Source organism: Ruegeria sp. O4, assembly GCF_056535125.1.
Map to the genome: position 1 here is coordinate 121,702 of NZ_JBQERO010000002.1, position 22,199 is coordinate 143,900.

Annotated in this window: 23 protein-coding genes and 2 tRNA genes; 10 read left to right on the forward strand and 15 right to left on the reverse strand. The window is 59.7% G+C overall.

Annotated elements, in window-relative coordinates; genetic code table 11:
* The first annotated feature begins 106 nt into the window (after nt 1–106).
* Nucleotides 107–577 (forward strand): CoA-binding protein, encoded by a 471-nt coding sequence (locus tag ACR0J7_RS04820; protein ID WP_480481910.1) that lies wholly within the window; start codon nt 107–109, stop codon nt 575–577.
* Here the strand turns inward: ACR0J7_RS04820 and ACR0J7_RS04825 are convergent.
* The 3 genes from ACR0J7_RS04825 to hisF all read right to left on the reverse strand — a co-directional run bounded on the left by ACR0J7_RS04825 (nt 574) and on the right by hisF (nt 2,291).
* The gene (locus ACR0J7_RS04825; protein ID WP_480481908.1) at nt 574–1,146 is read right to left on the reverse strand and encodes a hypothetical protein; all 573 of its coding nucleotides are present in this window, start codon (nt 1,144–1,146) and stop codon (nt 574–576) included. The genes ACR0J7_RS04820 and ACR0J7_RS04825 overlap by 4 nt on opposite strands.
* A gap of 69 nt (nt 1,147–1,215) precedes the next feature.
* Entirely contained in the window at nt 1,216–1,533 is a 318-nt protein-coding gene (locus ACR0J7_RS04830) for a phosphoribosyl-ATP diphosphatase (protein ID WP_480481906.1), read from the reverse strand.
* A complete protein-coding gene (gene hisF / locus ACR0J7_RS04835) occupies nt 1,530–2,291 on the reverse strand; it encodes an imidazole glycerol phosphate synthase subunit HisF (RefSeq protein WP_209504552.1) in 762 nt (253 codons plus the stop codon). The genes ACR0J7_RS04830 and hisF overlap by 4 nt, the downstream gene beginning before the upstream one ends.
* Before the next feature lie 117 nt (nt 2,292–2,408).
* Between hisF and ACR0J7_RS04840 the strand changes: the two genes are divergently transcribed.
* Nucleotides 2,409–2,855 carry a DUF302 domain-containing protein gene (locus ACR0J7_RS04840; protein ID WP_480537404.1) on the forward strand — a complete coding sequence of 149 codons (447 nt, stop codon included), beginning with the start codon at nt 2,409–2,411 and terminating at the stop codon, nt 2,853–2,855.
* Between the two features lie 4 nt (nt 2,856–2,859).
* Here ACR0J7_RS04840 and hisA read toward each other — a convergent pair whose 3' ends face one another.
* Nucleotides 2,860–3,579: a 1-(5-phosphoribosyl)-5-[(5-phosphoribosylamino)methylideneamino]imidazole-4-carboxamide isomerase gene (gene hisA, locus ACR0J7_RS04845; RefSeq protein WP_480486320.1), complete on the reverse strand. Its 720-nt coding sequence runs from the start codon at nt 3,577–3,579 to the stop codon at nt 2,860–2,862.
* A 134-nt stretch (nt 3,580–3,713) separates the two neighbouring features.
* Here hisA and ACR0J7_RS04850 point away from each other — a divergent pair, with 134 nt between their 5' ends.
* Nucleotides 3,714–4,115, forward strand: coding sequence for a DUF2147 domain-containing protein (locus ACR0J7_RS04850; protein ID WP_480773178.1), 402 nt, complete (start codon nt 3,714–3,716; stop codon nt 4,113–4,115).
* A 3-nt stretch (nt 4,116–4,118) separates the two neighbouring features.
* On the opposite strand, the gene hisH is transcribed toward ACR0J7_RS04850, so the two are convergent.
* Nucleotides 4,119–4,757 (reverse strand): imidazole glycerol phosphate synthase subunit HisH, encoded by a 639-nt coding sequence (gene hisH, locus ACR0J7_RS04855; protein ID WP_480537406.1) that lies wholly within the window; start codon nt 4,755–4,757, stop codon nt 4,119–4,121.
* Nucleotides 4,758–5,345, reverse strand: coding sequence for an imidazoleglycerol-phosphate dehydratase HisB (gene hisB / locus ACR0J7_RS04860; RefSeq protein WP_480481897.1), 588 nt, complete (start codon nt 5,343–5,345; stop codon nt 4,758–4,760).
* Nucleotides 5,346–5,499: 154 nt separating this feature from the next.
* Between hisB and ACR0J7_RS04865 the strand changes: the two genes are divergently transcribed.
* Nucleotides 5,500–5,739 carry an Lrp/AsnC family transcriptional regulator gene (locus ACR0J7_RS04865; protein WP_480482339.1) on the forward strand — a complete coding sequence of 80 codons (240 nt, stop codon included), beginning with the start codon at nt 5,500–5,502 and terminating at the stop codon, nt 5,737–5,739.
* On the opposite strand, the gene ACR0J7_RS04870 is transcribed toward ACR0J7_RS04865, so the two are convergent.
* From ACR0J7_RS04870 to ACR0J7_RS04880, 3 genes are all read right to left on the reverse strand, one after another.
* Nucleotides 5,736–6,665: a GNAT family N-acetyltransferase gene (locus ACR0J7_RS04870; RefSeq protein ID WP_480528528.1), complete on the reverse strand. Its 930-nt coding sequence runs from the start codon at nt 6,663–6,665 to the stop codon at nt 5,736–5,738. The genes ACR0J7_RS04865 and ACR0J7_RS04870 overlap by 4 nt on opposite strands.
* 22 nt (nt 6,666–6,687) lie before the next feature.
* Nucleotides 6,688–6,762 (reverse strand) — tRNA-Gly (locus tag ACR0J7_RS04875).
* Between the two features lie 33 nt (nt 6,763–6,795).
* Nucleotides 6,796–6,870 (reverse strand) — tRNA-Gly (locus ACR0J7_RS04880).
* 150 nt (nt 6,871–7,020) lie between these two features.
* On the opposite strand from ACR0J7_RS04880, the gene ACR0J7_RS04885 reads away from it, so the two are divergent.
* A complete protein-coding gene (locus tag ACR0J7_RS04885) occupies nt 7,021–7,173 on the forward strand; it encodes a hypothetical protein (RefSeq protein WP_209597812.1) in 153 nt (50 codons plus the stop codon).
* Between the two features lie 15 nt (nt 7,174–7,188).
* On the opposite strand, the gene ACR0J7_RS04890 is transcribed toward ACR0J7_RS04885, so the two are convergent.
* The 4 genes from ACR0J7_RS04890 to ACR0J7_RS04905 all read right to left on the reverse strand — a co-directional run bounded on the left by ACR0J7_RS04890 (nt 7,189) and on the right by ACR0J7_RS04905 (nt 14,185).
* Complete coding sequence (locus ACR0J7_RS04890; RefSeq protein WP_480773180.1) at nt 7,189–7,572, reverse strand: MAPEG family protein; 384 nt, start codon at nt 7,570–7,572, stop codon at nt 7,189–7,191.
* A gap of 78 nt (nt 7,573–7,650) precedes the next feature.
* Nucleotides 7,651–11,088 (reverse strand): pyruvate carboxylase, encoded by a 3,438-nt coding sequence (locus tag ACR0J7_RS04895; protein ID WP_480913447.1) that lies wholly within the window; start codon nt 11,086–11,088, stop codon nt 7,651–7,653.
* Between the two features lie 154 nt (nt 11,089–11,242).
* Complete coding sequence (locus tag ACR0J7_RS04900; protein WP_480913448.1) at nt 11,243–12,370, reverse strand: alpha-hydroxy acid oxidase; 1,128 nt, start codon at nt 12,368–12,370, stop codon at nt 11,243–11,245.
* Nucleotides 12,371–12,409: 39 nt separating this feature from the next.
* Nucleotides 12,410–14,185 (reverse strand): sensor domain-containing diguanylate cyclase, encoded by a 1,776-nt coding sequence (locus ACR0J7_RS04905; RefSeq protein ID WP_480910029.1) that lies wholly within the window; start codon nt 14,183–14,185, stop codon nt 12,410–12,412.
* 180 nt (nt 14,186–14,365) lie between these two features.
* Here ACR0J7_RS04905 and ACR0J7_RS04910 point away from each other — a divergent pair, with 180 nt between their 5' ends.
* Nucleotides 14,366–16,762, forward strand: a complete 2,397-nt coding sequence (locus ACR0J7_RS04910) for an ATP-dependent helicase (protein WP_480913450.1) — start codon at nt 14,366–14,368, stop codon at nt 16,760–16,762.
* Between the two features lie 4 nt (nt 16,763–16,766).
* On the opposite strand, the gene ACR0J7_RS04915 is transcribed toward ACR0J7_RS04910, so the two are convergent.
* Both ACR0J7_RS04915 and ACR0J7_RS04920 read right to left on the reverse strand, forming a co-directional pair.
* Entirely contained in the window at nt 16,767–17,057 is a 291-nt protein-coding gene (locus tag ACR0J7_RS04915) for a DUF1330 domain-containing protein (RefSeq protein ID WP_267363318.1), read from the reverse strand.
* A gap of 370 nt (nt 17,058–17,427) precedes the next feature.
* A complete protein-coding gene (locus tag ACR0J7_RS04920; RefSeq protein ID WP_480773185.1) occupies nt 17,428–17,652 on the reverse strand; it encodes a DUF1127 domain-containing protein in 225 nt (74 codons plus the stop codon).
* Nucleotides 17,653–18,577: 925 nt separating this feature from the next.
* Between ACR0J7_RS04920 and mraZ the strand changes: the two genes are divergently transcribed.
* Genes mraZ through ACR0J7_RS04940 form a run of 4 tightly spaced genes read left to right on the forward strand, consistent with a single transcriptional unit; the run spans nt 18,578 to nt 22,191 of the window.
* Nucleotides 18,578–19,045 carry a division/cell wall cluster transcriptional repressor MraZ gene (mraZ, locus tag ACR0J7_RS04925; RefSeq protein ID WP_480773186.1) on the forward strand — a complete coding sequence of 156 codons (468 nt, stop codon included), beginning with the start codon at nt 18,578–18,580 and terminating at the stop codon, nt 19,043–19,045.
* Between the two features lie 4 nt (nt 19,046–19,049).
* The gene (gene rsmH / locus ACR0J7_RS04930; RefSeq protein WP_480913536.1) at nt 19,050–20,042 is read left to right on the forward strand and encodes a 16S rRNA (cytosine(1402)-N(4))-methyltransferase RsmH; all 993 of its coding nucleotides are present in this window, start codon (nt 19,050–19,052) and stop codon (nt 20,040–20,042) included.
* On the forward strand, nt 20,039–20,407 hold the full coding sequence (ftsL, locus tag ACR0J7_RS04935; protein WP_209504535.1) for a cell division protein FtsL: 369 nt from the start codon (nt 20,039–20,041) through the stop codon (nt 20,405–20,407). Before rsmH ends, ftsL begins: the two co-directional genes overlap by 4 nt.
* Complete coding sequence (locus tag ACR0J7_RS04940) at nt 20,404–22,191, forward strand: peptidoglycan D,D-transpeptidase FtsI family protein (RefSeq protein ID WP_480537414.1); 1,788 nt, start codon at nt 20,404–20,406, stop codon at nt 22,189–22,191. The genes ftsL and ACR0J7_RS04940 overlap by 4 nt, the downstream gene beginning before the upstream one ends.
* Nucleotides 22,192–22,199 lie beyond the last annotated feature (8 nt).

Below are 22,199 nucleotides of genomic sequence, written 5' to 3' on the forward strand. Positions count from 1 at the left end.
CGGAACGGAACTGCCGCGGGTCATTTCACTGTCCCTCGTTCCAACAACTGGCGCCCAAGCTTTCTTGGGCGCTTTTTTCTTTTTGGAACCCTGTTAAGGATAGGGCATGCCAGACTATTCCGATCAGTACCTTAAGGCTATTTTGCAACGCACCAAGACGGTGGCCGTTGTCGGCGTTTCCATGAACCCTGTGCGACCCAGCTATTACGTGGCGCGCTATTTGTCGCTGAAAGGGTTCAAGGTGATTCCCGTCAATCCGGGCCACGCGGGCAAAGACCTGTTTGGTCAGACGGTTCGCGGCAGCCTGTCAGAGATCTCCGAGCCTGTAGACATGGTGGACATTTTCCGGCGGTCCGAGGCCGTGCCACCCATTGTAGATGAGGCGCTGGAGGCTTTCCCGTCGCTCGGTACGATCTGGATGCAGATTGGCGTGGAACACCCTGAAGCGGCGGTAAAGGCTCAGGCCCGTGGCGTGGATGTGGTGATGAACCGTTGCCCAAAGATCGAATATCAGCGCCTGTTTGGCGAATTGCGCATGGGCGGATTTTCGACGGGGATCATCTCGTCCAAGCTTTAGGGTTTGGCGGGGACGTAAGGTTTCAGACGGGCGACCTGTTCCTTCCGCCGCTTTTCCAGCACCACGTCGCGCGGAACCCAGTCATACCGGGTATCCTCGACCAGCGGAGACCAGAACAACACGCCGCCATAACGCCACGGGTCCAATACGACACCGTCATACAGCGTCGCACCTTTACCGCTGATGATTGCGGTGCTGTGGTCGATCCGCGTCGGGTTGTCCGCGTTTGCAATGGCACGGTGCAGCTCCAGTGTCCGGAAGTTTTCCTGTTTCAGCCGCCGCTCGATATCCTCGGCCCAATGCCAGCACAGCCCACGCGGGCGCAGCCCCTTGTTGACCTTCATGTTATGGATCAGGGGCGGGTCTGTGATCTGGTATTCCTCGACCAGCTGAGCGGTATAGGCGTAAGCAATTCCCGCTGCGCGTCGGGCCTCCTCAGGGTCGATATCCGGGCCAAGGCCCTGAATCTCCGTGGCGAGCCGCTGCACCTCATCCCCGGTCGAGCGCGGCGGCGCGGCGCAGCCAGCGACGATGGCAAGGGTTGCCACAAGCATCAAAATTCGGATCATAACGCGCCTTCGCCCTGACAGTCTGGCATCCGAGTATAACGGCCCAGGAGCCAGTGCGGAACCCGGACGTTACCCTTTGGGGCGGGCAGCTTTTTCGGCGATACCGCTGGTGCCCTGACGGCGGTCCAGCTCGGCCAGAACATCATCCAGCGCCACGTCCCGCGCGGCCAGCATGACCAGAAGGTGATACAACACGTCCGCCGCTTCCGAGGTCAGCTTAACCTGATCCCCTTTTACGGCTTCGATGATGGCCTCTATGGCCTCTTCACCGAATTTCTCGGCGCATTTCTCAGGGCCTTTCGCAAGCAGCTTGGCCGTCCAGCTGCTTTCGGGATCAGCCCCCTTGCGTGCCTCGATCGTGGCGGCCAGATCGTGCAAGATGCTCATGTTAGCCTCATGGGGATGCCAGCTGCGGCCATATGTTCCTTGGCCTCGCGGATGGTGTATTCGCCGAAATGGAAAATCGATGCCGCCAACACGGCGCTTGCACCGCCCTTGGTGACGCCCTCGACCAGATGGTCCAAAGTACCAACACCGCCCGAGGCGATCACGGGCACATCCACCGCGTCGGAAATGGCGCGGGTCAGCGGCAGGTTGAACCCGGATTTGGTGCCGTCGCGGTCCATCGAGGTCAGCAGGATTTCACCGGCCCCCTTGGAGACCACGGTTCTTGCAAAGGCAACCGCGTCAATGCCGGTGGGTTTGCGCCCACCATGGGTAAAGATCTCCCACTTGCCGGGGCTGACGGTCTTGGCGTCGATGGCGCAGACAATGCACTGACTGCCGAACTGATCTGCCGCTTCGGCAATCACATCCGGATTGGCAACCGCGGCCGAGTTGAAGCTGACCTTGTCCGCCCCCGCCAGCAGCAAGGCGCGCACATCGTCTTTTGTTCGCACCCCACCGCCCACGGTCAGTGGCACGAAACACTGTTCCGCCGTACGCTGCACCACATCGAACATGGTGCCGCGATTCTCATGGGTCGCGTGAATGTCGAGAAAGCAGATCTCGTCCGCTCCGGCAGCATCATAGGCCTTGGCCGATTCCACCGGGTCGCCCGCATCGCGCAGGCCCACGAAATTTACGCCTTTGACCACTCGGCCATCGGCAACATCAAGGCAGGGAATGATCCGGGTTTTCAGCATAGGATATCCTTTATGGGCGCACCTCTAGCGGCAAAGCCCTGCCGATGCCAGACTTGTGATTGTGAGAGGTCTCAATTCTGTGAAAACTGGGGTGAATTTCACAGAAGGAATATCGATATGCGTAGACTGATACTGGCTTGTGTTTTTTCAATCGGAGGCGCGCTGACCGCAATGGCAGATGATCTGATCAAGGTTCAAACCGACAAATCCGTGGCCGAGGCGCTGGACGCGCTGGAAGCCGTCGTCGGAAATGCAGGCGCAACCGTGTTTGCCCGCATCGACCACGCGGCCGGGGCGGAAAAGATCGGTACGTCCATTCCTGCCAATCAGGTGCTGATCTTCGGCAACCCGGCGCTGGGTACGCCAGCCATGCAGATCGACCCGCGCGCCGGGCTGTTTCTGCCTCTCAAGGTGCAGGCGTACGAAGACTCCAATGGCCAGGTCTGGCTGATCTATGAAGACCCGAAAGAGACATTGGACGACCTGAACGATGTCGACAAATCACCGGTCATCGAAAAGATGCGCGGTGCACTGGCCAAGCTGACCGCCGCAGCCGCGCAATAACCGATCACGACAGGGCGCGGATGGCCTCGGCCAGGTCAATTGCGCCATCATAAAGCGCCCGGCCTGAAATCGCGCCGTTCAGCGCAACGCCGCAATCGCGAAGGGCGATCAGGTCGTCCAGCGAACTGACACCGCCCGAGGCGATCACAGGGATGGAAACGGCCTGTGCCAGGGCTGCGGTCGCTTCGATGTTCGGGCCCTGCATGGCACCGTCTCGGTTGATGTCAGTGTAGATGATTGCGGCCACGCCCGCGTCTTCGAAACTACGGGCCAGATCGGTGACCTGAACATTGGTCTCTTCGGCCCAGCCCTTGGTGGCCACCATGCCATTGCGTGCGTCTATGCCGACGGCGACCTTGCCGGGAAAGGCTTTGGCTGCTTCGCGCACCAGACCGGGGTTTTCGACAGCGACAGTGCCCAAGATGACCCGCGCAAGCCCCTTTTCGATCCATGTTTCGATCGTGGCCATGTCGCGGATGCCACCACCCAGTTGCGCAGGCACCTTGCACGCTTTCAGAATTGCCTCAACCGGTGCTGCGTTGACCGGCTCGCCTGCGAATGCACCGTTCAGGTCGACCAGATGCAGCCATTCGCACCCCGCCTCGACAAAGGCACGGGCCTGAGCGGCCGGGTCTTCGTTGAACACGGTGGCCTTGTCCATTTCACCACGCAGCAGGCGTACGGCCTGGCCGTCTTTGAGGTCGATGGCGGGGTAGAGGATCATGTCGGGCGGCCCTATATCACTGTTACACGCGCGGGATATCGCACAAGCAGGGCAGGGGATGCAACGCGACGCTGGGTCATTCTTGCCCGCCGCCCATTAGCGGGTCAGACTGCCCACAAAACAGGGAGAAAATCATGAAGACTTCTACTCTTTCAGCGGGCTTGATGCTGCTTGCTACAGCTGCTTTTGCAGACGATCCGGTTGACGGCCTGTGGAAAACCGCGCCGGGCGACACGGGTGGCTATCTGCATGTGACGATTTCCGAATGCGGTAGTGCGATCTGCGGCACCATCGACAGCGCGTTCGACGCGGATGGCAACCAGCAGCTGGAATATGAGAACCTTGGCAAAAAGATCATCTGGGACATGGTCCCCGAAGGGGGCGGCAGCTATGACAGCGGTAAGATCTGGGCCCCCGACCGGGACAAAACCTACAACTCGAAAATGTCTCTGGACGGCCAGAACAAGCTGACCGTCAAGGGCTGCGTGGCGGGCGGTCTGATCTGTCGCGGGCAAACCTGGACGCGGGTTCAGTAAGCCTCAGGGCTTCCAGGTCAGGAAGTTGCCCAGCATACGCAGGCCAACATCCTGGCTTTTTTCGGGGTGAAACTGCATCCCAACCATCGTGTCGCGGCCAATCACGGCCGTGACGTCCTGCCCGTATTCCACATAAGCCAATCGCTGCGCCGGGTCGGACACGCGAAAATGGTAGGAATGGACGAAATAGGTGTGATCGCCTGATTTCACCCCGGCAAAGATCGGGTGATCGCTTTCCAGAACCAGATCGTTCCAGCCCATATGCGGCACTTTCAAAGCGGCATCTGACGGTTCGATTCGAACAACATCGCCTGCCACCCAGCCCAGACCATCGGTCTCGGTGTATTCATGGCCTTTGGTTGCCATCAGTTGCATGCCAACGCAGATGCCCAGAAACGGGCGGCCCTTCTGTTCGACCGCTTCGACCATCGCGTCATAAATACCCTTGTGGCCGCGCAGCTCGGCGGCACAGGCCGGGAAAGCGCCATCTCCGGGCAGAACCAGTCGGTCCGCACGCGCAACCACATCCGCGTCAGAGGTGACGACAACGTCACCAGCGCCGACCTCTTGCGCCATGCGCTGAAACGCCTTTTCCGCTGAATGCAGATTGCCGCTTTCGTAATCAATTATGGCTGTGAGCATTTACAACGCGCCCTTGGTCGACGGAATCGCATCCGCTTTGCGCGGATCGGTCTCAACCGCATCCCTCAACGCGCGTGCAACGGCCTTGAACGCGGCCTCGGCGATGTGGTGACTGTTGAAGCCGTGCAACTGGTCGATATGCAGGGTGATGCCGCCATGGGTGCTGAGCGCCTGAAAAAACTCGCGCACCAGTTCTGTGTCGAACGTACCGATCTTTTGCGTCGGCAGATCGACATTCCAGATCAGGAACGGGCGGCCCGACAGGTCCAGCGCACAGCGCACTTGCGCGTCATCCATCGGCAGATGGCATTCGCCATAGCGCCGGATACCCTTCTTGTCGCCCAGGGCCTGTGTCAAAGCCTGACCCAGCGCGATGCCGGTATCCTCGACCGTGTGGTGATCGTCGATGTGATAGTCGCCCTTGGCGCGGATTGTCATATCGATCAACGAGTGGCGCGCCAGCTGGTCCAGCATATGGTCAAAGAACCCGACGCCGGTCTGATTGTCATATGTACCGGTGCCATCCAGATTGACCGAGACCGAAATTTCGGTTTCGGCAGTCTTGCGGCTGATCGAAGCGGTGCGCATGGGCAAATTCCTTTTGCTACAGGCGCGCTTATAGACGGGGTGGGGTGGGTTGATCCAGACCATGCGTTGCAATCGCTGCAAACTGTTGCAAGGGATTGCACCCGGCCCGGCACCATGTCAGCTTGCAGACAACATGAACCAACAGGGCCAAGCCATGTCCACCTGCGTATTCATCCAGATCCGCTGCAAACCCGGCACCACCTACAAGGTCGCCGAGGAAATCGCCCTGCGCGAAATACACTCAGAGCTTTATTCTACCAGCGGTGAGTTTGATCTGATGCTCAAGCTCTACATCCCCGAAACCGAGGATGTGGGCCATTTCATCAACGAACACCTGCTGGTGATTCCCAATATCGAACGCTCGCTGACGACGATGACGTTCAAGGCGTTTTAACCCAGTTCAAAGGTGGTCACGCCATAGATGCGGGACAGGTCGATATCCGGCTGATCGCCGGAATACATCCGGGCGGTTTCGAACACTTTCGTAAGACCCAGCGCATCCGCCAAAGCAAAAGCAGCCGCGTTGGGCTGTGGCATGTCGATGAAAACCGCTTGGTCGCTGGCTGTTGCTGATACGGCAGTCAAAAGACTGGCAAGCAGGCCCCGTGCGACACCGGCGTCATCTGCGAAAAGCGGCCCGATCTTGTACCCTGTCTTACACGGTCTCAAGGTGGCATATCCCCTGATCTGCTCCTCCACTGTACACACCCGTGAGATATGATTCGGCGCACTCAGCCAACCTGTTAGAAACGCGTCGCGCTGCGCAGGGAAGAGTTGCCGGTCATAGGCGAACAGCTCCGGCGATGGCTGACTGAGCGGGCTGATTGATGCGTCATCGCTCTGCCCTAGAGTGTCGAGAATGCCTCTGACAGTGCCGGTGAAGCGGTAATTGTTATAGGCAAAGGTGAAACCAGACTTGCGGTAATTGTGTTGCTGATCAACGACCCCGTCGAGCCCGATATTGCGCCCGGTTCGTTGCGCCAAAGCCTGATGCCAGATTTTCAGCCCGTAACCCGACCCCCGAAATTCCGGACGTACAATGTAAAATCCCAGAAACGAAAACGCATCACCATAGTCCACCACAGACACTGATGCGATCATCTCATCGTCCAGAAACCCGCCCAGAAACCCGTTGGGGTCGGTGCCGTAGAAACAGGCGGCGTCGTGGTGGCCGGGGTTCCAGCCCTCTTGGCCTGCCCAGTCGACAGCGGTCTGCATTTCATCCGCAGTCAGGGGGCGAATGACATAGTCGGACATAAGCATTTCCCGTGCGTGATTGAAACCATAGCCACAATGGCGCAATGCCAACGAAAGAACCATATGTTTGGGAAAACTTGGTATCTGGAGCGGGCGAGGCGATTCGAACGCCCGACCCTAACCTTGGCAAGGTTATGCTCTACCCCTGAGCTACGCCCGCATCAGATACATATGTGGTCCGAAGACCCCTCAATGGAGCGGGCGAGGCGATTCGAACGCCCGACCCTAACCTTGGCAAGGTTATGCTCTACCCCTGAGCTACGCCCGCGCCGTTGAGTGAGGAGGGATGTATAAATTCCCACGCGGGGCTGCAAGCGGAAAAACACAAAAAGCGGGAAAAATCTTTTCGACGGAATCCGGCCCGTGACCCGTTCAACCCGTAACTCAAATCAACAAAACACAGGCAGGAGGTGCCGTCATGATATCCGTTGCAGACCTGAAGATCGTGATGCTTGCCGCGATGATTCTGATCGGCGCTGCCATCCTGAAACCGGATCGGCATGAACATGACCGGTTCACACCGGTTCTGCTGGGCGCACCGCAGATCGAAACAACCGTTCTGGCAGGGTAACACCCGCCAGATTGCCTAAAGCGCCAGAATCAAGTTTGCAAAAGCCGCACCCAGAATGGCGAGGAAGGTCAGGCTCATGCCGGCCTGCCGCAGGATGACGATCTGTGGCGTCCGTCCAAATCCGTACGCATGCAAAAGACGCCCCGCCAGCAACATCAGCCCCAGCAGATGGACCAAAACCCCGGCCGCGCCCTGCAACTCGACCATAGCAATCAGCAGCAGGGAAATCGGGGCGTATTCGGCGCAGTTCGAGTGTGTCCGTATCGCCTTGATCATCAGCTTGCTGCCACCATCCCCGACCGAGATTCTGTCGCTGCGCCGTTGCAGGATCACTTTGACGCTGAGTGTGACGTAGAGAAGTGCGACCAAGGCCGCATAGATCGGGGTGATTGCAAGCATAATGGGTCTCCGCTCAATCATAGAAAAAGGCCGTGCGGTCTCCCACACGGCCTGATGAACATTAGGTTGTTTTCCGACTTATTCCAGTTCGATCAGAAGGTCCTTTGCGTCAATCTGGCCGCCGGGCTGGATATGCACCGCTTTGACGGTCGCGTCGCGTTCGGCGTGGATGCCGGTTTCCATCTTCATCGCCTCGATGGTCAGCAGCATATCGCCTTCCTTGACCTGCTGGCCCGCGGTCACAGTGACTGTGGCCACAACACCGGGCATCGGCGCACCGACATGATCGGGGTTGCCGACCTCGGCCTTGGGGCGCGCCTGAGTGGTTGATGTGACCATCCGGTTCGGCACCCGGATCACACGCGGCTGGCCGTTGAGCTCAAAGAACACTTTGACCTCGCCTTTTTCGTCCGTCTCGCCGATGGCCTGACACCGGATTTCCAGCGTCTTGCCGGGGTCGATTTCGGCCGTGATCTCTTCGCCGGGCTCCATACCGTAGAAGAAGGTGCGCGTGGGCAGGGTGCGGACCGGGCCGTAAATCCGGTGACGGCCCATGTAATCCAGAAACACCTTGGGATACATCAGGTACCCGTTCAGATCCTCGTCATCGACCTCTTTGCCTTCCAACTGCTTGGACAGCTCGGCGCGGGTGGCCTCAAGATCGACGGCAGGCACGTCCTTGCCGGGGCGCTGCGTGTTGGGGGCCTCGTCTTTCAGCACCTTCTTGATGATGGTGTTCGGGAAGCCGCCCGGAGGCTGACCCAGATTGCCGCGCATCATGTCGACGACCGAGTCGGGGAAGGCCACATCTGTCGCCGGATCCTCGACCTGCTCGCGGGTCAGGCCCTGACTGACCATCATCAGCGCCATGTCACCAACAACCTTCGACGAGGGCGTTACCTTTACGATATCACCGAACATCTGGTTCACATCGGCGTACATCTGCGCGACCTCGTGCCAGCGCTCTTCCAGACCCAGGCTGCGTGCCTGTGCCTTGAGGTTGGTGAACTGACCACCCGGCATTTCGTGCAGATACACTTCGGACGCCGGGGCCTGCAGGCTTGATTCGAAGGCCGCATATTGGCCACGCACAGCCTCGAAGTAATCGCTGATCTCGCGGATCGCCTTGATGTCCAACCCGGTGTCACGGTCGGTATGGCGCAGCGCCTCGACCACAGTGCCCAGCGTTGCCTGGGACGTGTTGCCACTGAAGCTGTCCATCGCGCAATCCACCGCGTCCACTCCCGCCTCAGAGGCGGCAAGGATGGTCGCGCTGGCGATACCGGCCGTGTCATGGGTGTGGAAGTGGATCGGCAGTCCAACCTCTTCCTTCAGCGCCCGGATCAGAATCTTGGCCGAGGCAGGTTTCAACAGGCCCGCCATATCCTTCAGACCCAGAACATGCGCGCCTGCGTCGCGCAACTCTTTGGCCATTCCGACATAGTATTTCAGGTTATATTTGGCGCGGTCAGGGTCCAGAATATCGCCAGTGTAACAAACGGTACCCTCGCAGATCTTGCCGCTGTTGATTACAGCATCCATCGCAACGCGCATGTTCTCTACCCAGTTCAGCGAGTCGAAGACGCGGAAGACGTCGATGTTCTTCGATGCCTGGCGCACGAACTCCTGCACCACGTTGTCGGGATAATTGGTGTAACCAACCCCGTTTGCGCCCCGCAGCAGCATCTGTGTCATCAGGTTCGGCATTGCCTCGCGCAGGTCGCGCAGACGCTGCCATGGGCATTCCTGCAGGAACCGGTAGGCCACGTCGAACGTCGCACCGCCCCAGCACTCGACCGAGAACAGCTGCGGCAGGTTCGCGGCATAGGTTGGCGCCACCTTGATCATGTCGATCGACCGCATCCGGGTCGCCAACAGCGACTGGTGCCCGTCGCGCATGGTGGTGTCGGTGATCAGCAGCTGCCGCTGCGCTTTCATCCAGTCCGCCACGGCCTGCGGGCCTTTCTGCTCCAGCAGGTTGCGCGTGCCCATCCGCGGCTCGGCCTTCTGCGCGGGGGGCTTGGCGACTTTCAGGTCGGCGCGCGGCTCGGGGCGGTCCTTGGTTTCGGGATGACCATTCACCGTGATATCGGCGATATAGGTCAGAACCTTGGTGCCCCGGTCGCGGCGGCGCTTGAAGGCAAACAGATCCGGCGTCGTGTCGATGAATTTGGTGGTGTATTCATTCGACAGGAAGGTCGGGTGCTTCAGCAGGTTGATGACGAAATCGATATTGGTGCTGACGCCGCGAATACGGAACTCGCGCAGGGCGCGGTCCATCCGGCTGATCGCCTTCTCGGGCGTCGGCGCCCAGGCGGTGACCTTTGTCAGCAGCGAGTCGTAGTACCGCGTAATGACACCGCCCGCATAGGCCGTGCCGCCATCCAGACGAATGCCCATGCCCGTGGCCGAGCGATAAGCGGTGATCCGGCCATAGTCGGGGATGAAATTGTTCTGCGGGTCTTCTGTGGTGATCCGAGTTTGCAGCGCGTGACCGTTCAGATGCACATCGGCTTGACTGGCGGCGCCGGTGGCCTCGGCCAGCGTTTTGCCCTCGGCAATCAGGATCTGCGCCTGAACGATGTCGATCCCGGTGACTTCTTCGGTGACCGTGTGTTCGACCTGGACCCGGGGATTCACCTCGATGAAGTAGAATTTGCCGGTCTCCATATCCATTAGGAACTCGACAGTGCCTGCGCATTCGTAATTCACATGGGCGCAGATCTTACGGCCCAGTTCGCAAATCTCGGCGCGCTGTTCTTCGCTCAGGTAAGGGGCAGGGGCGCGTTCGACGACCTTCTGGTTCCGGCGCTGGACCGAACAGTCGCGTTCATAAAGGTGATAGATCTCACCATGCTTGTCGCCCAGGATCTGCACCTCGACATGGCGGGCACGGGTGATCATCTTTTCCAGATAACCCTCGCCATTGCCAAAGGCGGCCTCAGCCTCGCGGCGGCCTTCCAGAACCTTTTCTTCCAGCTCATCCTCCGACTGGATCGGGCGCATCCCGCGTCCGCCGCCACCCCAGGACGCCTTGAGCATCAGCGGGTATCCGATCTCGGCGGCCTCCTTGCGGATCGCGTCCATGTCATCACCCAGGACCTCGGTGGCCGGAATGACAGGCACACCGGCCGCGATGGCCACGCGCCGCGCGCTGGCCTTGTCACCCAATGCGCGCATGGTCTCGGCCCGGGGGCCGATGAAGGTGATGCCGTTCTTGACACAGGCATCCACGAAATCGGGGTTTTCGGACAGCAGGCCATAGCCCGGATGGATCGCATCCGCGCCGCAATGCTTGGCCACGCGGATGATCTCGTCAATCGACAGATACGCCGCGACCGGACCCATGCCCTCGCCAATCTGATAGGCCTCATCCGCCTTGAACCGGTGCAGGCCCAGTTTGTCTTCTTCAGCGTAAACAGCGACGGTGCGTTTGCCCATCTCGTTTGCTGCGCGCATGACGCGGATGGCAATCTCGCCGCGATTGGCGATCAGGATCTTGTTGAAGTCTGTCATATCAGGTCCCGGTCTTTGGTGTTTGGGCGTCTTATTGGGCGGAGAATACGCACAGGTACATCCGTTCTTCTGGGTAGAACCGGCATGTTATCGCTCGCAAACGCCCTTTGGCCTCGGCACACTTATAGGGATGCCGCGTTGCAGCATCAATAATTTAGCGTTTCGTCTCAAACTGACACAGATCGGCCAGTCCCATCTGGCCCATATTTGCGAGCAGATCCTGCCTCAGGATATCGATCACATGCGCCGGGCCTTTAGCGCCAAGTGCCGCAAGACCGTACAGAAATGCACGCCCCAGCATGACAAAGTCCGCGCCCAGCGACAGCGCACGCAGGATATCCAGCCCGCCTTCGACACCGCTGTCGAAGATCAGCGGCAGGCGGGTTGTGCTCCGGATTGCGGGAAGAACCTCGATGCTGGCCGGGGCCGCGTCGAACTGTCGGCCCCCGTGATTCGACACCCACAGGGCGTCCACACCCACCTGTTCCAGCCTGTCCGTGTCCTCGGGGCGCAGGATGCCTTTCACGACGAACGTCCCATCCCAATGATCGCGCAGCCATTTGACGTAATCCAGATCCGGCGAGGTCCGCAGCAGGTATCCGACATGGGCCGTCGGCGGCAGATCACCAGGGTCATCGATATACTTGTCCAGTGTGCGCATGTGCGGAACGCCGCTGCGCAGCATACCCAGGGCCCATGCAGGTTTTTTGGCGATCTGTGCCAGCAGGCGCGGTGTCAGTTTCGGCGGCTGCCGCAGGCCCGAGCGCGTCTGCCGTTCCCTACGCGAGGCGACAGGGACGTCAGCGGTCAGAACCAGAGTTCGAAATCCCGCCCCGCGCGCCCGGTTCAGCATGTCCATGCGAATTTCTGGGTCCCTTGGCGGATACAGCTGGAACCACGCGGTCTCGCCCAGATAGGGGGCCAGGTCTTCGGGGCTCTGACTGGCCACCGTCGATAGCGAATAGGGAATGCCTGCCTTGGCGGCGGCCTGCGCCAGCAGTCGCTCTGCATCAGGCCAGACAAGCCCGGACATCCCGATCGGCGCAATACCGAAGGGCAAAGGACAGGTGCCGCCCAAGATTTTCACCGACGTATCGAATTCAAGGTCCCCATGCAGGATCGAGGGGCTCAGACGGACATCATCCAGCGCCTTTCGATTGCGATGCCGCGTCGTTTCAATCCCGGTGCCACTGTCGATATATTCCCACACGAAGTGCGGCAGCCGACGGCGTGCGCGGCGTTTCAGATCGGGAATGCCGGGATAGGTGCTGTGCAGGTCCATAAGGATTGATCCGGCCTGCGGGGCGATTCGGCAAGGTTTTCAAGCGGCTTCCGGCGATGGGCGTTTACCCGTTGCGGGAACGCGCCTGGCCTGCTCCAGCGCCCCGGCGGCGACGTGAACCTGATTGCGCCCCTTGTCCTTGGCGACATACAGCGCATCATCCGCGGCTCGCATCAGATCCTGCGGCATGGTGCCGTGGGCGGGGTAATGCGCGACCCCGACCGAGATTGTGATACGGGGCAGGGCCTTTTCGCCATAGCGGACAATGACCGCCTCGACCGACTGGCGCAACTGCTCGGCCCGGGTCATGGCATCTTCGGGGCTGTTGTCGGGCAGGATCAGCATGAATTCCTCACCGCCGATGCGGCAGGCGATCTCGTCCCGGTCGCAGCCCTGTTCCAGCGCCGCGCCGACCGCGCGCAACACCATGTCTCCGGCGTCATGACCATGCGTGTCGTTGAATTTCTTGAAGTGATCGACGTCCACGGCAATCAGGCTCAGCGCGGCGCCGGTCTGCTGGCTGCGGCTGATGGCCTTGCGCAATGTCTCAGTCATGTGGCGGCGGTTGAACAGCCCGGTCAGCGGGTCGCGCACCGATTGGTCATGCAGCTGATCGCGCATACGGACATTGGCGATTGCCATGCTGATCTGTTCGGCGCACAGCTGCGCCAGCTTGCGGCTTTTATGGAAACAGGCCTCTCGCCCCTCAGCCGCGCGGAGATGCAACAGACCAACGGTTTCCCCGTGGGCCAGAATGGGAAAACAGAAATAGGGCCGCCCGTCATGCGGTTCGGCATGTTCGCAGACAAAATCGATCTCAGAGGCACCGAACTCATAAGTCCGGCCGCGCCTCAAACCCCAGCATCCTTCCGGATGGATATGAGATTTATGCGTTCCCCCGTTCCAGCTGGCACACCCGTCCAGCACATCGCGCGAGTTGGAATAGACGTACACGCTCCCCTCGGCCTCGGGCAGGATATGGGTCATAAAGCGCGCGACCATGTCGAAAAGCTCATCCAGTGAGCGGCTTGATTGCAGCCACTCGTTCAACTCGCCCAGCAGGCGTACCTCACGCGCCAGGCGAAGCTGCTCTCCCATCAGTTCGCGTTCTTTCACGGCGCGCTTGTGTAGATCACGCATCTGACGGCGGTTGGTGCGGTGGACAATCAGGATGACCGTGGCCAGCGCCAGCAACGCGACGCTGCTCAGCAACGCCAGCGACAGACGCACGCGCGTGATGAACAGGGTTCTGAGATTGGTGATGTCCGAATAAAACTCGATAGCGCCAAGGAAAACGCCGTCTTTGATGATCGGTGTATAAACTTCGGCCACATGTCGGGTGATTGGGCCCGCATGTCCGGCGGGGTCATTGTCAATCGACTCAACCTCTGCCGCGGGTTTTTCCTCGTGGTTGTAAAAAACCCTTCCGGCGGCGACGACTGAATGGAAGTAATGTTTTGTGTTCACGGCCCCGACATCACTGGCCCGGGTCGACCAGAACACCCGACCGGACGCATCAAACAGCTTGAACCGGTAGATGTCCGAGGTTTCGGGCAGCAGCATCAGGAATTCCGCGTCATGCTCGTGCAGTTCATGGTGCCGAAACGTTGCATCCAGATCGTTCAGATGGCTTTCGACCTGACGGCTTAGCTGCATGGCGTTTTTTCGCAAATCCGATTCCAACATGCGGTCCACAACCGGGGCAGGGGCCGCGTAGATGCCCCATCCCGCTGCCGCTGTCAGCGCGATCAGAATTAGGGTAACGCCCACAAGTTTCAGCCGTGACGACCCGCCCGTCAGTTCCTTCGCTTCCATCTGTTCCACTCCCACAGCAATGGAACCAGCATCCGGGGCAGGACTTGACAGAGGGTTAACAGTCCCACAGGGCAGCGGCATCTTTGTTTAGAATTGAATGCAAAAAGACGTGAAAAATCCTTGCGAACAAGCCGTGAACAAACTCTTTCCCTCGGCGTTCATCCGGCGTAGTTTGGGGTCATGAGCAGTTTTGACGAAATGGACGCCTTCGAAGGCGCATCCCTGTCGGCGCGGGCTATGGCCGTGCGCCCTTCGCCCTATCTGGATGATCTGAACCCGGCGCAACGTGACGCAGTCGAACGTCTGGATGGCCCGGTTCTGATGCTGGCCGGGGCGGGGACCGGCAAGACCAAGGCGCTGACGGCCCGGATTGCGCATCTGCTCAACACGGCGCGCGCGTGCCCGAACGAGATTCTGTCGGTGACCTTCACCAACAAGGCCGCGCGCGAGATGAAAGAACGAGTAGGCCGCTTGCTGGGCCAGCCCGCCGAAGGAATGCCATGGCTGGGCACCTTCCATTCCATTTGCGTCAAACTGCTCCGCCGCCACGCGGAGCTGGTCGATCTGAAATCGAACTTCACAATTCTGGACAGCGACGACCAGCTGCGCCTGCTCAAGCAATTGGTTCGGGCCGCCAATATCGATGACAAACGCTGGCCGGCGCGGATGCTGGCGGGGATCATCGACGACTGGAAAAACCGTGCGCTGACGCCCGACAAGGTGCCTGTGGCGGATGCCGGGACCTATAACAACAAGGGCATTGAACTTTACGCCCAATACCAGACTCGCCTGCGCGAGCTGAATGCGGTGGATTTCGGCGACCTGCTGTTGCACATGGTCACGATTTTTCAGACCCATCCGGATGTTCTGGAACAATACCAGCGCTGGTTCCGCTACATCCTTGTGGATGAGTATCAGGATACCAACGTTGCCCAGTACCTGTGGTTGCGCCTGCTGGCCGGGGGGCACAAGAACATCTGCTGCGTGGGCGATGACGACCAGTCGATCTATGGCTGGCGCGGGGCCGAGGTCGGCAACATCCTGCGGTTCGAAAAGGACTTTCCCGGTGCCTACGTGGTGCGGCTGGAACAAAACTACCGCTCGACCCCACATATTCTGGCAGCAGCTTCCAACGTCATTCGGGGCAACGAAAGCCGTTTGGGTAAAGAGCTGTGGACCGATGCCAAAGACGGCCACAAGGTCAACCTGATCGGCCATTGGGATGGCGAGGAAGAGGCCCGCTGGATCGGTGAGGAAATCGACGCGATGCAGGGCGGGACGCGCGGTATCCGTCCGATGAATCTTGATGAGATGGCGATTCTCGTGCGCGCCTCGCACCAGATGCGCGCGTTCGAGGACCGGTTCCTGACCATCGGTCTGCCCTACAAGGTGATCGGCGGCCCGCGTTTCTACGAGCGGATGGAGATCCGCGATGCCATGGCCTATTTCCGGCTGGTGACCAGCCCCGAGGATGATCTGGCGTTCGAGCGGATCGTGAATACGCCTAAACGCGGATTGGGCGACAAGGCGCAGCAGGCCATTCAGATTGTGGCGCGCGAGAACGGCGTGTCTCTGGTCGAAGGTGCCCGGATCGCAGTCGACAATGGGCTGATCAAGGGCAAGGGCGGCAAAGCGCTGCGCGAATTGATCGACGGGTTGGCCCGGTGGAATGCGATGACACGCGGTCCCCGGATTGAGGTCGATGATGACACTGTTATCGATGATGGGGTTTCGCCGATCCGATATGGCGCGCCCGAGCATACCCATATCGAGCTGGCCCAGATCATCCTCGACGAATCCGGCTACACGGCCCATTGGCAGAACGACAAGACCCCCGAAGCGCCGGGGCGTCTGGAAAACCTCAAGGAACTGGTCAACCAACTGGACAATTTCGAAAACCTGCAAGGGTTTCTGGAACATGTCAGCCTAGTCATGGATAATGAACAGGACGGTGACGGGGCCAAGGTCTCGATCATGACCCTGCACGCGGCCAAGGGGCTGGAGTTTCCCGTCGTCTTCCTGCCGGGGTGGGAAGACGGGCTGTTCCCCTCGCAACGGTCGATGGACGAAACCGGCCTCAAGGGGCTCGAGGAAGAACGCCGTCTGGCCTATGTCGGCATCACCCGTGCCGAAGAGGTTTGTACGATTTCCTTCGCCGCCAACCGGCGGGTATTCGGGCAATGGCAGAACTCGATGCCCTCGCGCTTCATTGACGAGTTGCCGGAAGACCATGTCGAGGTGCTGACACCTCCGGGCCTTTATGGCGGCGGTCATCAGACGGCAGGCATAGAAACCCGCGCGGCCGAAGCCAACGTCTATAACTCGCCGGGTTGGAGACGGTTGCAGGCGCGGCAGGGCCAATATGGCATGTCGCAACCCCGCGAAAGCCGCAACACGGTGATCGACGCCACCGCACTGGCCAGTTTCACGCTGGGCGAACGGGTGTTTCACCAGAAATTCGGCTACGGCGCGGTGATCGGGATAGAAGGTGACAAGGTCGAGGTCGATTTCGACAAGGCGGGCATCAAGAAAGTGGTCTCGCGTTTTCTGACCAACAAGGATGACGTCCCGTTCTGAGGCGTCATATCCCGTCGACCAGAACCAGATTGGTGGTTGCGGTGGCCTTTCGGATCTTCGCCAGTTCGATGTAATCCGGGTCGTCCTTCCAGGATTTCGCTGCTGCAAGATCCGGAAACTCCATCAACACAATCCCGCCTTCGGGCCAATCGCCTTCAATCCGTTCGACCGGTTTGGATGAGACCGTCAGCAGGCGACCGCCGTGGCGGTCGAAGATCGGCATGAAACCTGCCAGATAGCCCTGATATCCGTCCGGGTCGTGAATGTTGATCTGCGCAATGAAATAGGCGGCCATGGCGTCCTCCGCATCAGATGTCAGGACGCCATCCTACACCAGTGTCCGAAAAACAGAAAACGGCGGTTCCCAGGGAGGAGGAGAGGGAACCGCCGTCTTGTCAACATCAGAGCAGGGAGGAGGAGAGCCCTGATGTATGCGAACCCGGGTTTGAATCCGGTATGAGGAAGACGCGGCGATGTCAGGGAGGAGGAAGACATCGCCGCGCGCTTTCAACATCAAGGCAGGGAGGAGGACGCCCCGATGTATTCGTGTCCGGCGGGTTGAGGCCGGTATTAGGTGCGGCAACGTCAGGGAGGAGGAAGACGCTGCCGCTGATTACAGACCCTAAGGGAGGAGGAAGGGCCTGATCTCAGTATGCGTGTCGCGCTTACCGCGCGGTTTGTTCGTTTGCCGCCTGCAGGGCAACGCGGCGGATCATCGAGCGGTGCAGGCCAAGATCGGCCAGCTCGTGGTTCGACAGGGCGGACAGTTCATTGACCGTCTGGCGATACATGCGATAGCGCACGAACCGGATCTTTGCGTTTTCCAGAACTGCGCCAAAACCGAACGCCGGTGCGTTCTTTACTGCTGTATGCGTGCTTGCGACTGCCATGCTCATCATCCGTATCTTTTTGTCTTGCCGGTATCGTCCGGCCCTTGCTTGAGACTGAAGATAGGCAAATGCTGCAATTGCACAATAGGTCGCGACATCAATGCTGCTATGCAGCAAATGCATAGATTGGCTCAGTTTTTTCATTTCGCAGCGATGCGCCTTGAAAATATGGGGTCGACCCTAGGTCAGCTTTGGCAGGGGCATCTGGCCCTTCCCGGTGGCCTGCCTTTGAATTGAGCGCACTCGGCGGGAAAATGGGCAAAACATATCCGTTCTGATGTTGACAAGGCTTGGGTAAATCGCTCGTGGGAAATCATGGGGCGATGTGGTCGCGTGGGGGAGATTGCTGGAAAACGACCCGAAATTCTGAACGATTCGAAGGGCGGATTGTGCATTTGAGGCCAATATTTCCAGTCCAAAAGAAAATCGGGCAAAATTCTTGGGAAATCGCGGGAAAAATTTCGACCGATGAATTTTCCAATATATAGGGGTGTGTTATTCGCCACCCGCTAAAACTGGTGTCACGAAGCTCGAATCCTTCAGTGACAATCCAGTCTGGCCGTGTTCCTCATGACACGTTGCGCAAAATTCCTATTGATTTCCATGAATTCCCATGTCATCCCTTATACATCCGATGAGGACGAGGCAGCAGGGGCACCAAACGACCCCGACCAAAAATATTCAGGTTTCATACAGGCATCTCGCTTTCATCAACCAAGAGATCCGGCGCGCGGGCGAGCAGACATCCCCCCAGGTGGCGCGCGCAGCTGGACATCCCGCAAAGCGGGTCAATGCGGCGGGTTGATCAGTGGCAGCAGATCAACCCGCCGTTTTTCATCCGGGGGGAACGTGAATTCAAGGTGGGGCGCAAGCGAAAGGGACAGTCGTCTTGGCGCGCAGGTTTAGAGGTGAAAGCCACCACAAGGTGGATACGAAGGGCAGGGTGTCGATCCCGGCCTCGTTTCGCCGTGTGCTTGAATCGTCCGATCCCAACTGGCAGCCCGGTGACAACCCCGAACTGGTGATTGTCTATGGTGACCACCGCCGCAAATACCTTGAATGTTATACCATGCAGGCGATTGACGAGGTTGATGCCAAGATCGATGCCCTGCCGCGCGGCTCGATGCAGCGGCGGATGTTGCAGCGCATGTTCCATGGTCAGTCCTTCCCGACCAACGTGGACGAAACCGGGCGTCTTGTGCTGCCCGCCAAGCTGCGCAGCAAGATCGGCCTCGAAGGCGAGGCGTTCTTTATCGCCGCAGGCGACACCTTTCAGATCTGGAAGCCCGAGACCTACGAGGTCGAGGAACTGGCCAAGACCGAAGAATGGATGGATGATCTGCCGGACGATTTTGACCCGATGCAGTTCCTAGACGGCACCGGGGATGCGTAACGGCATGGCCGGCGCTGCGTCCTCATCTGAAAAACCACATATCCCCGTTCTGCTGCGCCCCTTGCTGGCTGCGGTTGCGCCGGTCACGGGCATCTGGCTGGACGGCACGTTTGGCGCGGGCGGCTATACGCGCGGGCTGTTGGAGGCCGGGGCAGACAAGGTAATCGGTGTAGACCGTGACCCGCTGGCCTTTGAAATGGCGGCAGATTGGGCGCAGGATTACGGCGACCGGCTGGTGATGCAGCCCGGCGTATTCTCGCGCATGGACGAATACGCGCAGGATCTGGATGGCGTTGTGCTGGATCTTGGCGTGTCCTCGATGCAGCTGGATCAGGCCGAGCGCGGGTTTTCCTTCATGAAGGACGGTCCGCTGGATATGCGGATGAGCCAGCAAGGCGAAAGCGCCGCCGATCTGGTAAACACAGCGACCGAGGCGCAACTGGCCGATATCCTGTTCCACTATGGCGAAGAACGCGCCAGCCGCCGGATTGCCAAGGCGATTGTCCGGGCGCGAACCGAGGCGCCGATCACAACCACCCTGCGTCTGGCCGAGATTGTCGAATCCTGTCTGCCGCGCCCGAAACCGGGGCAATCGCATCCCGCAACGCGCAGTTTTCAGGGTCTGCGGATCGCGGTGAATGCCGAATATGAAGAGCTGTTTCAGGGCCTTATGGCCGCCGAACGTGCGCTGAAACCCGGTGGGCAGCTGGCCGTTGTCACCTTCCATTCCATCGAAGACCGGATGGTCAAACGGTTCTTTCAGTCGCGCGCGGGCAAAACAGGGCGTGCGAACCGCTATGCGCCCGAGATGGAACAGGACCAGCCGCAATTCACGCTGAAGACCCGCAAGGCCGTAGGACCCGACGAACAGGAATTGCAGGAAAACCCGCGCGCGCGCTCGGCCAAGCTGCGTGTCGTGATCCGCACCGATGCTCCGGCGGGGGAAATTGAGGCCCGCGCCATTGGAATGCCTCAACTTGGGGGAAGGGCAAGATGAAGAGTGTTTTGTATGTGTTGACTGCTCTGTCCGTGTTCGGATTGGCGCTTTGGGCCTATCAGGAGAATTATCGCACCCAACAGGTGGTGAAGGAAACGCAATCCCTGCAACGCGAGATCGGCATGGCGCAGGTGCGGCTGGCGGTCCTGAACGCAGAATGGGCTTATTTGAACCGCCCCGACCGGCTGCGAGAACTGGCGGACCTGAATTTTGAACGCCTTGGTCTGCTGCCTCTGCGGGCCGAACAGTTCGGGCGCGCCGATCAGATTGCCTTTGCCGAAGACCCGGACCTGCCCATCGTTGACCCGATTGAATTGCAGGCCATCACCGACATTCAGGCATTGGGCGAGGTGCAGATCCCATGACACGCACGCCCCTTCGTCCACTGGCCCGTATCCTTGACGCCCGCGCCCGGGGCGAAAACCCAAAGGCGATCGAGCGTGAAAACATTCGCAAGCGCCACGAAGACATGAAAGACCGCGCCCGCGCCCGCGCCGAAGGGCGTCTGCTGGTGCTGGGGCTGTTCTTCTTCTGCGCATTCTCGGTGGTTGGCGTCCGCATGGGCATGTTGGCAACGTCCGAGGTGCAGGAACCACTGGCCAATGCGCCGGGGGCCGCGATTGCCATGCAACGCGCCAATATCGTCGACCGCGAAGGGCGCATTCTGGCCACCAATCTGGATACCTATTCCGTCTACGCGCAGCCGCCACTGATGATCGATCCGATTGCGGCAGCAGATCAGCTGGTCGCGATCTTCCCCGATCTGGATAAAGAGCGTCTGGTCAAGGATTTCACTGGCAAGCGCAAGTTCCTGTGGATCAAGAAACGCATTTCGCCCGAACAGAAACAGGCCGTGCACGACATCGGTGATCCCGGCATCCTGTTTGGCCCGCGCGAGATGCGCCTCTATCCCAACGGCAAGTTGGCCGCGCACATCCTGGGCGGCTCCGGTTTTGGCCGCGAGGGCGTCAGCGCCGCCGAGGTGATCGGTGTGGCCGGGGTGGAAAAGCAGTTTGACGACTATCTGCGCGACCCAGCCAATGGCAACAAGCCGCTGCAACTGTCGCTGGACCTGACCATTCAGGCCGCGGTCGAACAGGTGCTCTACGGCGGTATGAAGATCATGAACGCCAAGGGCGCATCGGCGGTTCTGATGAATGCGCATACGGGCGAGGTTGTGTCCGCCGCCTCGCTACCCTCATTCGATCCTAATGATCGCCCACGCCCGCCGACCTCGGGGTTTGATCCCTCGGACAGCCCGCTGTTCAACCGCTATGTGCAGGGCGTGTACGAACTGGGTTCGGTCTTCAAGATTTTCACCGCCGCGCAGGCGGTTGAACTTGGGCTGGTAAACTCGAACACCATCATCGATACATCCGGCCCGATGAAGATCGGGCGCTTCCCGATCGGAGAGTTCAACGGCAAGAATTACGGCAAGATCAGCGTGGCGGATGTGATCGTCCACAGCTCGAACCGTGGCACCGGGCGTCTGGCGTTGCAGATCGGCGCGCAGCGCCAACAGGATTTTCTGAATGCGCTCGGCATGTTCGACCCGACCCCGTTCGAGATTGTCGAGGCCACGGGCGGTGTGCCGCTGAAGCCAAAGAAATGGGGCGAGTTGAGCACTGTGACCATTTCCTACGGCCATGGCCTGTCAACCAGCCCGATGCATCTGGCGGCGGGATATGCGGCGATTGCCAATGGCGGGCACTATGTCAGCCCGACCATCCTGCGCCAGAACGGTCCACAATATGGCCCCCGCGTGATGTCGCAGGGAACCGCGCGTCAGGCGCAGAAGATGCTGCGCAAAGTGGTGACGGATGGCACCGCCAGCTTTGGCGAGGTGAAAGGGTATGACGTGGCTGGCAAGACCGGCACGGCAGACAAGCCCAAGCCACGCGGCGGGTATTACGAAGACAAGGTCATCGCCACTTTCGCAACGCTCTTCCCGGCCTACGATCCGAAATATGTTCTGATCGTCACGCTGGATGAACCTTCAATCGTGGCTTACGGCGAAAAACGCCGCACCGCAGGCTGGACAGCAGTGCCTGTTGCTGCCGAACTTATCGGTCGCGTGGCACCTCTGCTGGGCTTGCGTCCCCGGCTTGAGCCTGAGGCGGGCGCTGCTATAACGCTGACCTCAAACTAGGCTGTCCG

Coding starts and splice junctions, on each gene's coding strand:
- ACR0J7_RS04905 (WP_480910029.1), bottom strand. CDS start 14,185: ATGGAAGCGAAGGAACTGACGGGCGGGTCGTCACGGCTGAAACTTGTG.
- rsmH (WP_480913536.1), top strand. CDS start 19,050: ATGGCCGGCGCTGCGTCCTCATCTGAAAAACCACATATCCCCGTTCTG.
- ACR0J7_RS04865 (WP_480482339.1), top strand. CDS start 5,500: ATGTCCACCTGCGTATTCATCCAGATCCGCTGCAAACCCGGCACCACC.
- ACR0J7_RS04830 (WP_480481906.1), bottom strand. CDS start 1,533: ATGAGCATCTTGCACGATCTGGCCGCCACGATCGAGGCACGCAAGGGG.
- hisH (WP_480537406.1), bottom strand. CDS start 4,757: ATGCTCACAGCCATAATTGATTACGAAAGCGGCAATCTGCATTCAGCG.
- ACR0J7_RS04915 (WP_267363318.1), bottom strand. CDS start 17,057: ATGGCCGCCTATTTCATTGCGCAGATCAACATTCACGACCCGGACGGA.
- hisF (WP_209504552.1), bottom strand. CDS start 2,291: ATGCTGAAAACCCGGATCATTCCCTGCCTTGATGTTGCCGATGGCCGA.
- ACR0J7_RS04850 (WP_480773178.1), top strand. CDS start 3,714: ATGAAGACTTCTACTCTTTCAGCGGGCTTGATGCTGCTTGCTACAGCT.
- ACR0J7_RS04825 (WP_480481908.1), bottom strand. CDS start 1,146: ATGATCCGAATTTTGATGCTTGTGGCAACCCTTGCCATCGTCGCTGGC.
- hisB (WP_480481897.1), bottom strand. CDS start 5,345: ATGCGCACCGCTTCGATCAGCCGCAAGACTGCCGAAACCGAAATTTCG.
- ACR0J7_RS04820 (WP_480481910.1), top strand. CDS start 107: ATGCCAGACTATTCCGATCAGTACCTTAAGGCTATTTTGCAACGCACC.
- hisA (WP_480486320.1), bottom strand. CDS start 3,579: ATGATCCTCTACCCCGCCATCGACCTCAAAGACGGCCAGGCCGTACGC.
- ACR0J7_RS04870 (WP_480528528.1), bottom strand. CDS start 6,665: ATGGTTCTTTCGTTGGCATTGCGCCATTGTGGCTATGGTTTCAATCAC.
- ACR0J7_RS04885 (WP_209597812.1), top strand. CDS start 7,021: ATGATATCCGTTGCAGACCTGAAGATCGTGATGCTTGCCGCGATGATT.
- ACR0J7_RS04940 (WP_480537414.1), top strand. CDS start 20,404: ATGACACGCACGCCCCTTCGTCCACTGGCCCGTATCCTTGACGCCCGC.
- ACR0J7_RS04920 (WP_480773185.1), bottom strand. CDS start 17,652: ATGGCAGTCGCAAGCACGCATACAGCAGTAAAGAACGCACCGGCGTTC.
- ACR0J7_RS04895 (WP_480913447.1), bottom strand. CDS start 11,088: ATGACAGACTTCAACAAGATCCTGATCGCCAATCGCGGCGAGATTGCC.
- ACR0J7_RS04900 (WP_480913448.1), bottom strand. CDS start 12,370: ATGGACCTGCACAGCACCTATCCCGGCATTCCCGATCTGAAACGCCGC.
- ACR0J7_RS04840 (WP_480537404.1), top strand. CDS start 2,409: ATGCGTAGACTGATACTGGCTTGTGTTTTTTCAATCGGAGGCGCGCTG.
- ftsL (WP_209504535.1), top strand. CDS start 20,039: ATGAAGAGTGTTTTGTATGTGTTGACTGCTCTGTCCGTGTTCGGATTG.
- ACR0J7_RS04890 (WP_480773180.1), bottom strand. CDS start 7,572: ATGCTTGCAATCACCCCGATCTATGCGGCCTTGGTCGCACTTCTCTAC.
- ACR0J7_RS04910 (WP_480913450.1), top strand. CDS start 14,366: ATGAGCAGTTTTGACGAAATGGACGCCTTCGAAGGCGCATCCCTGTCG.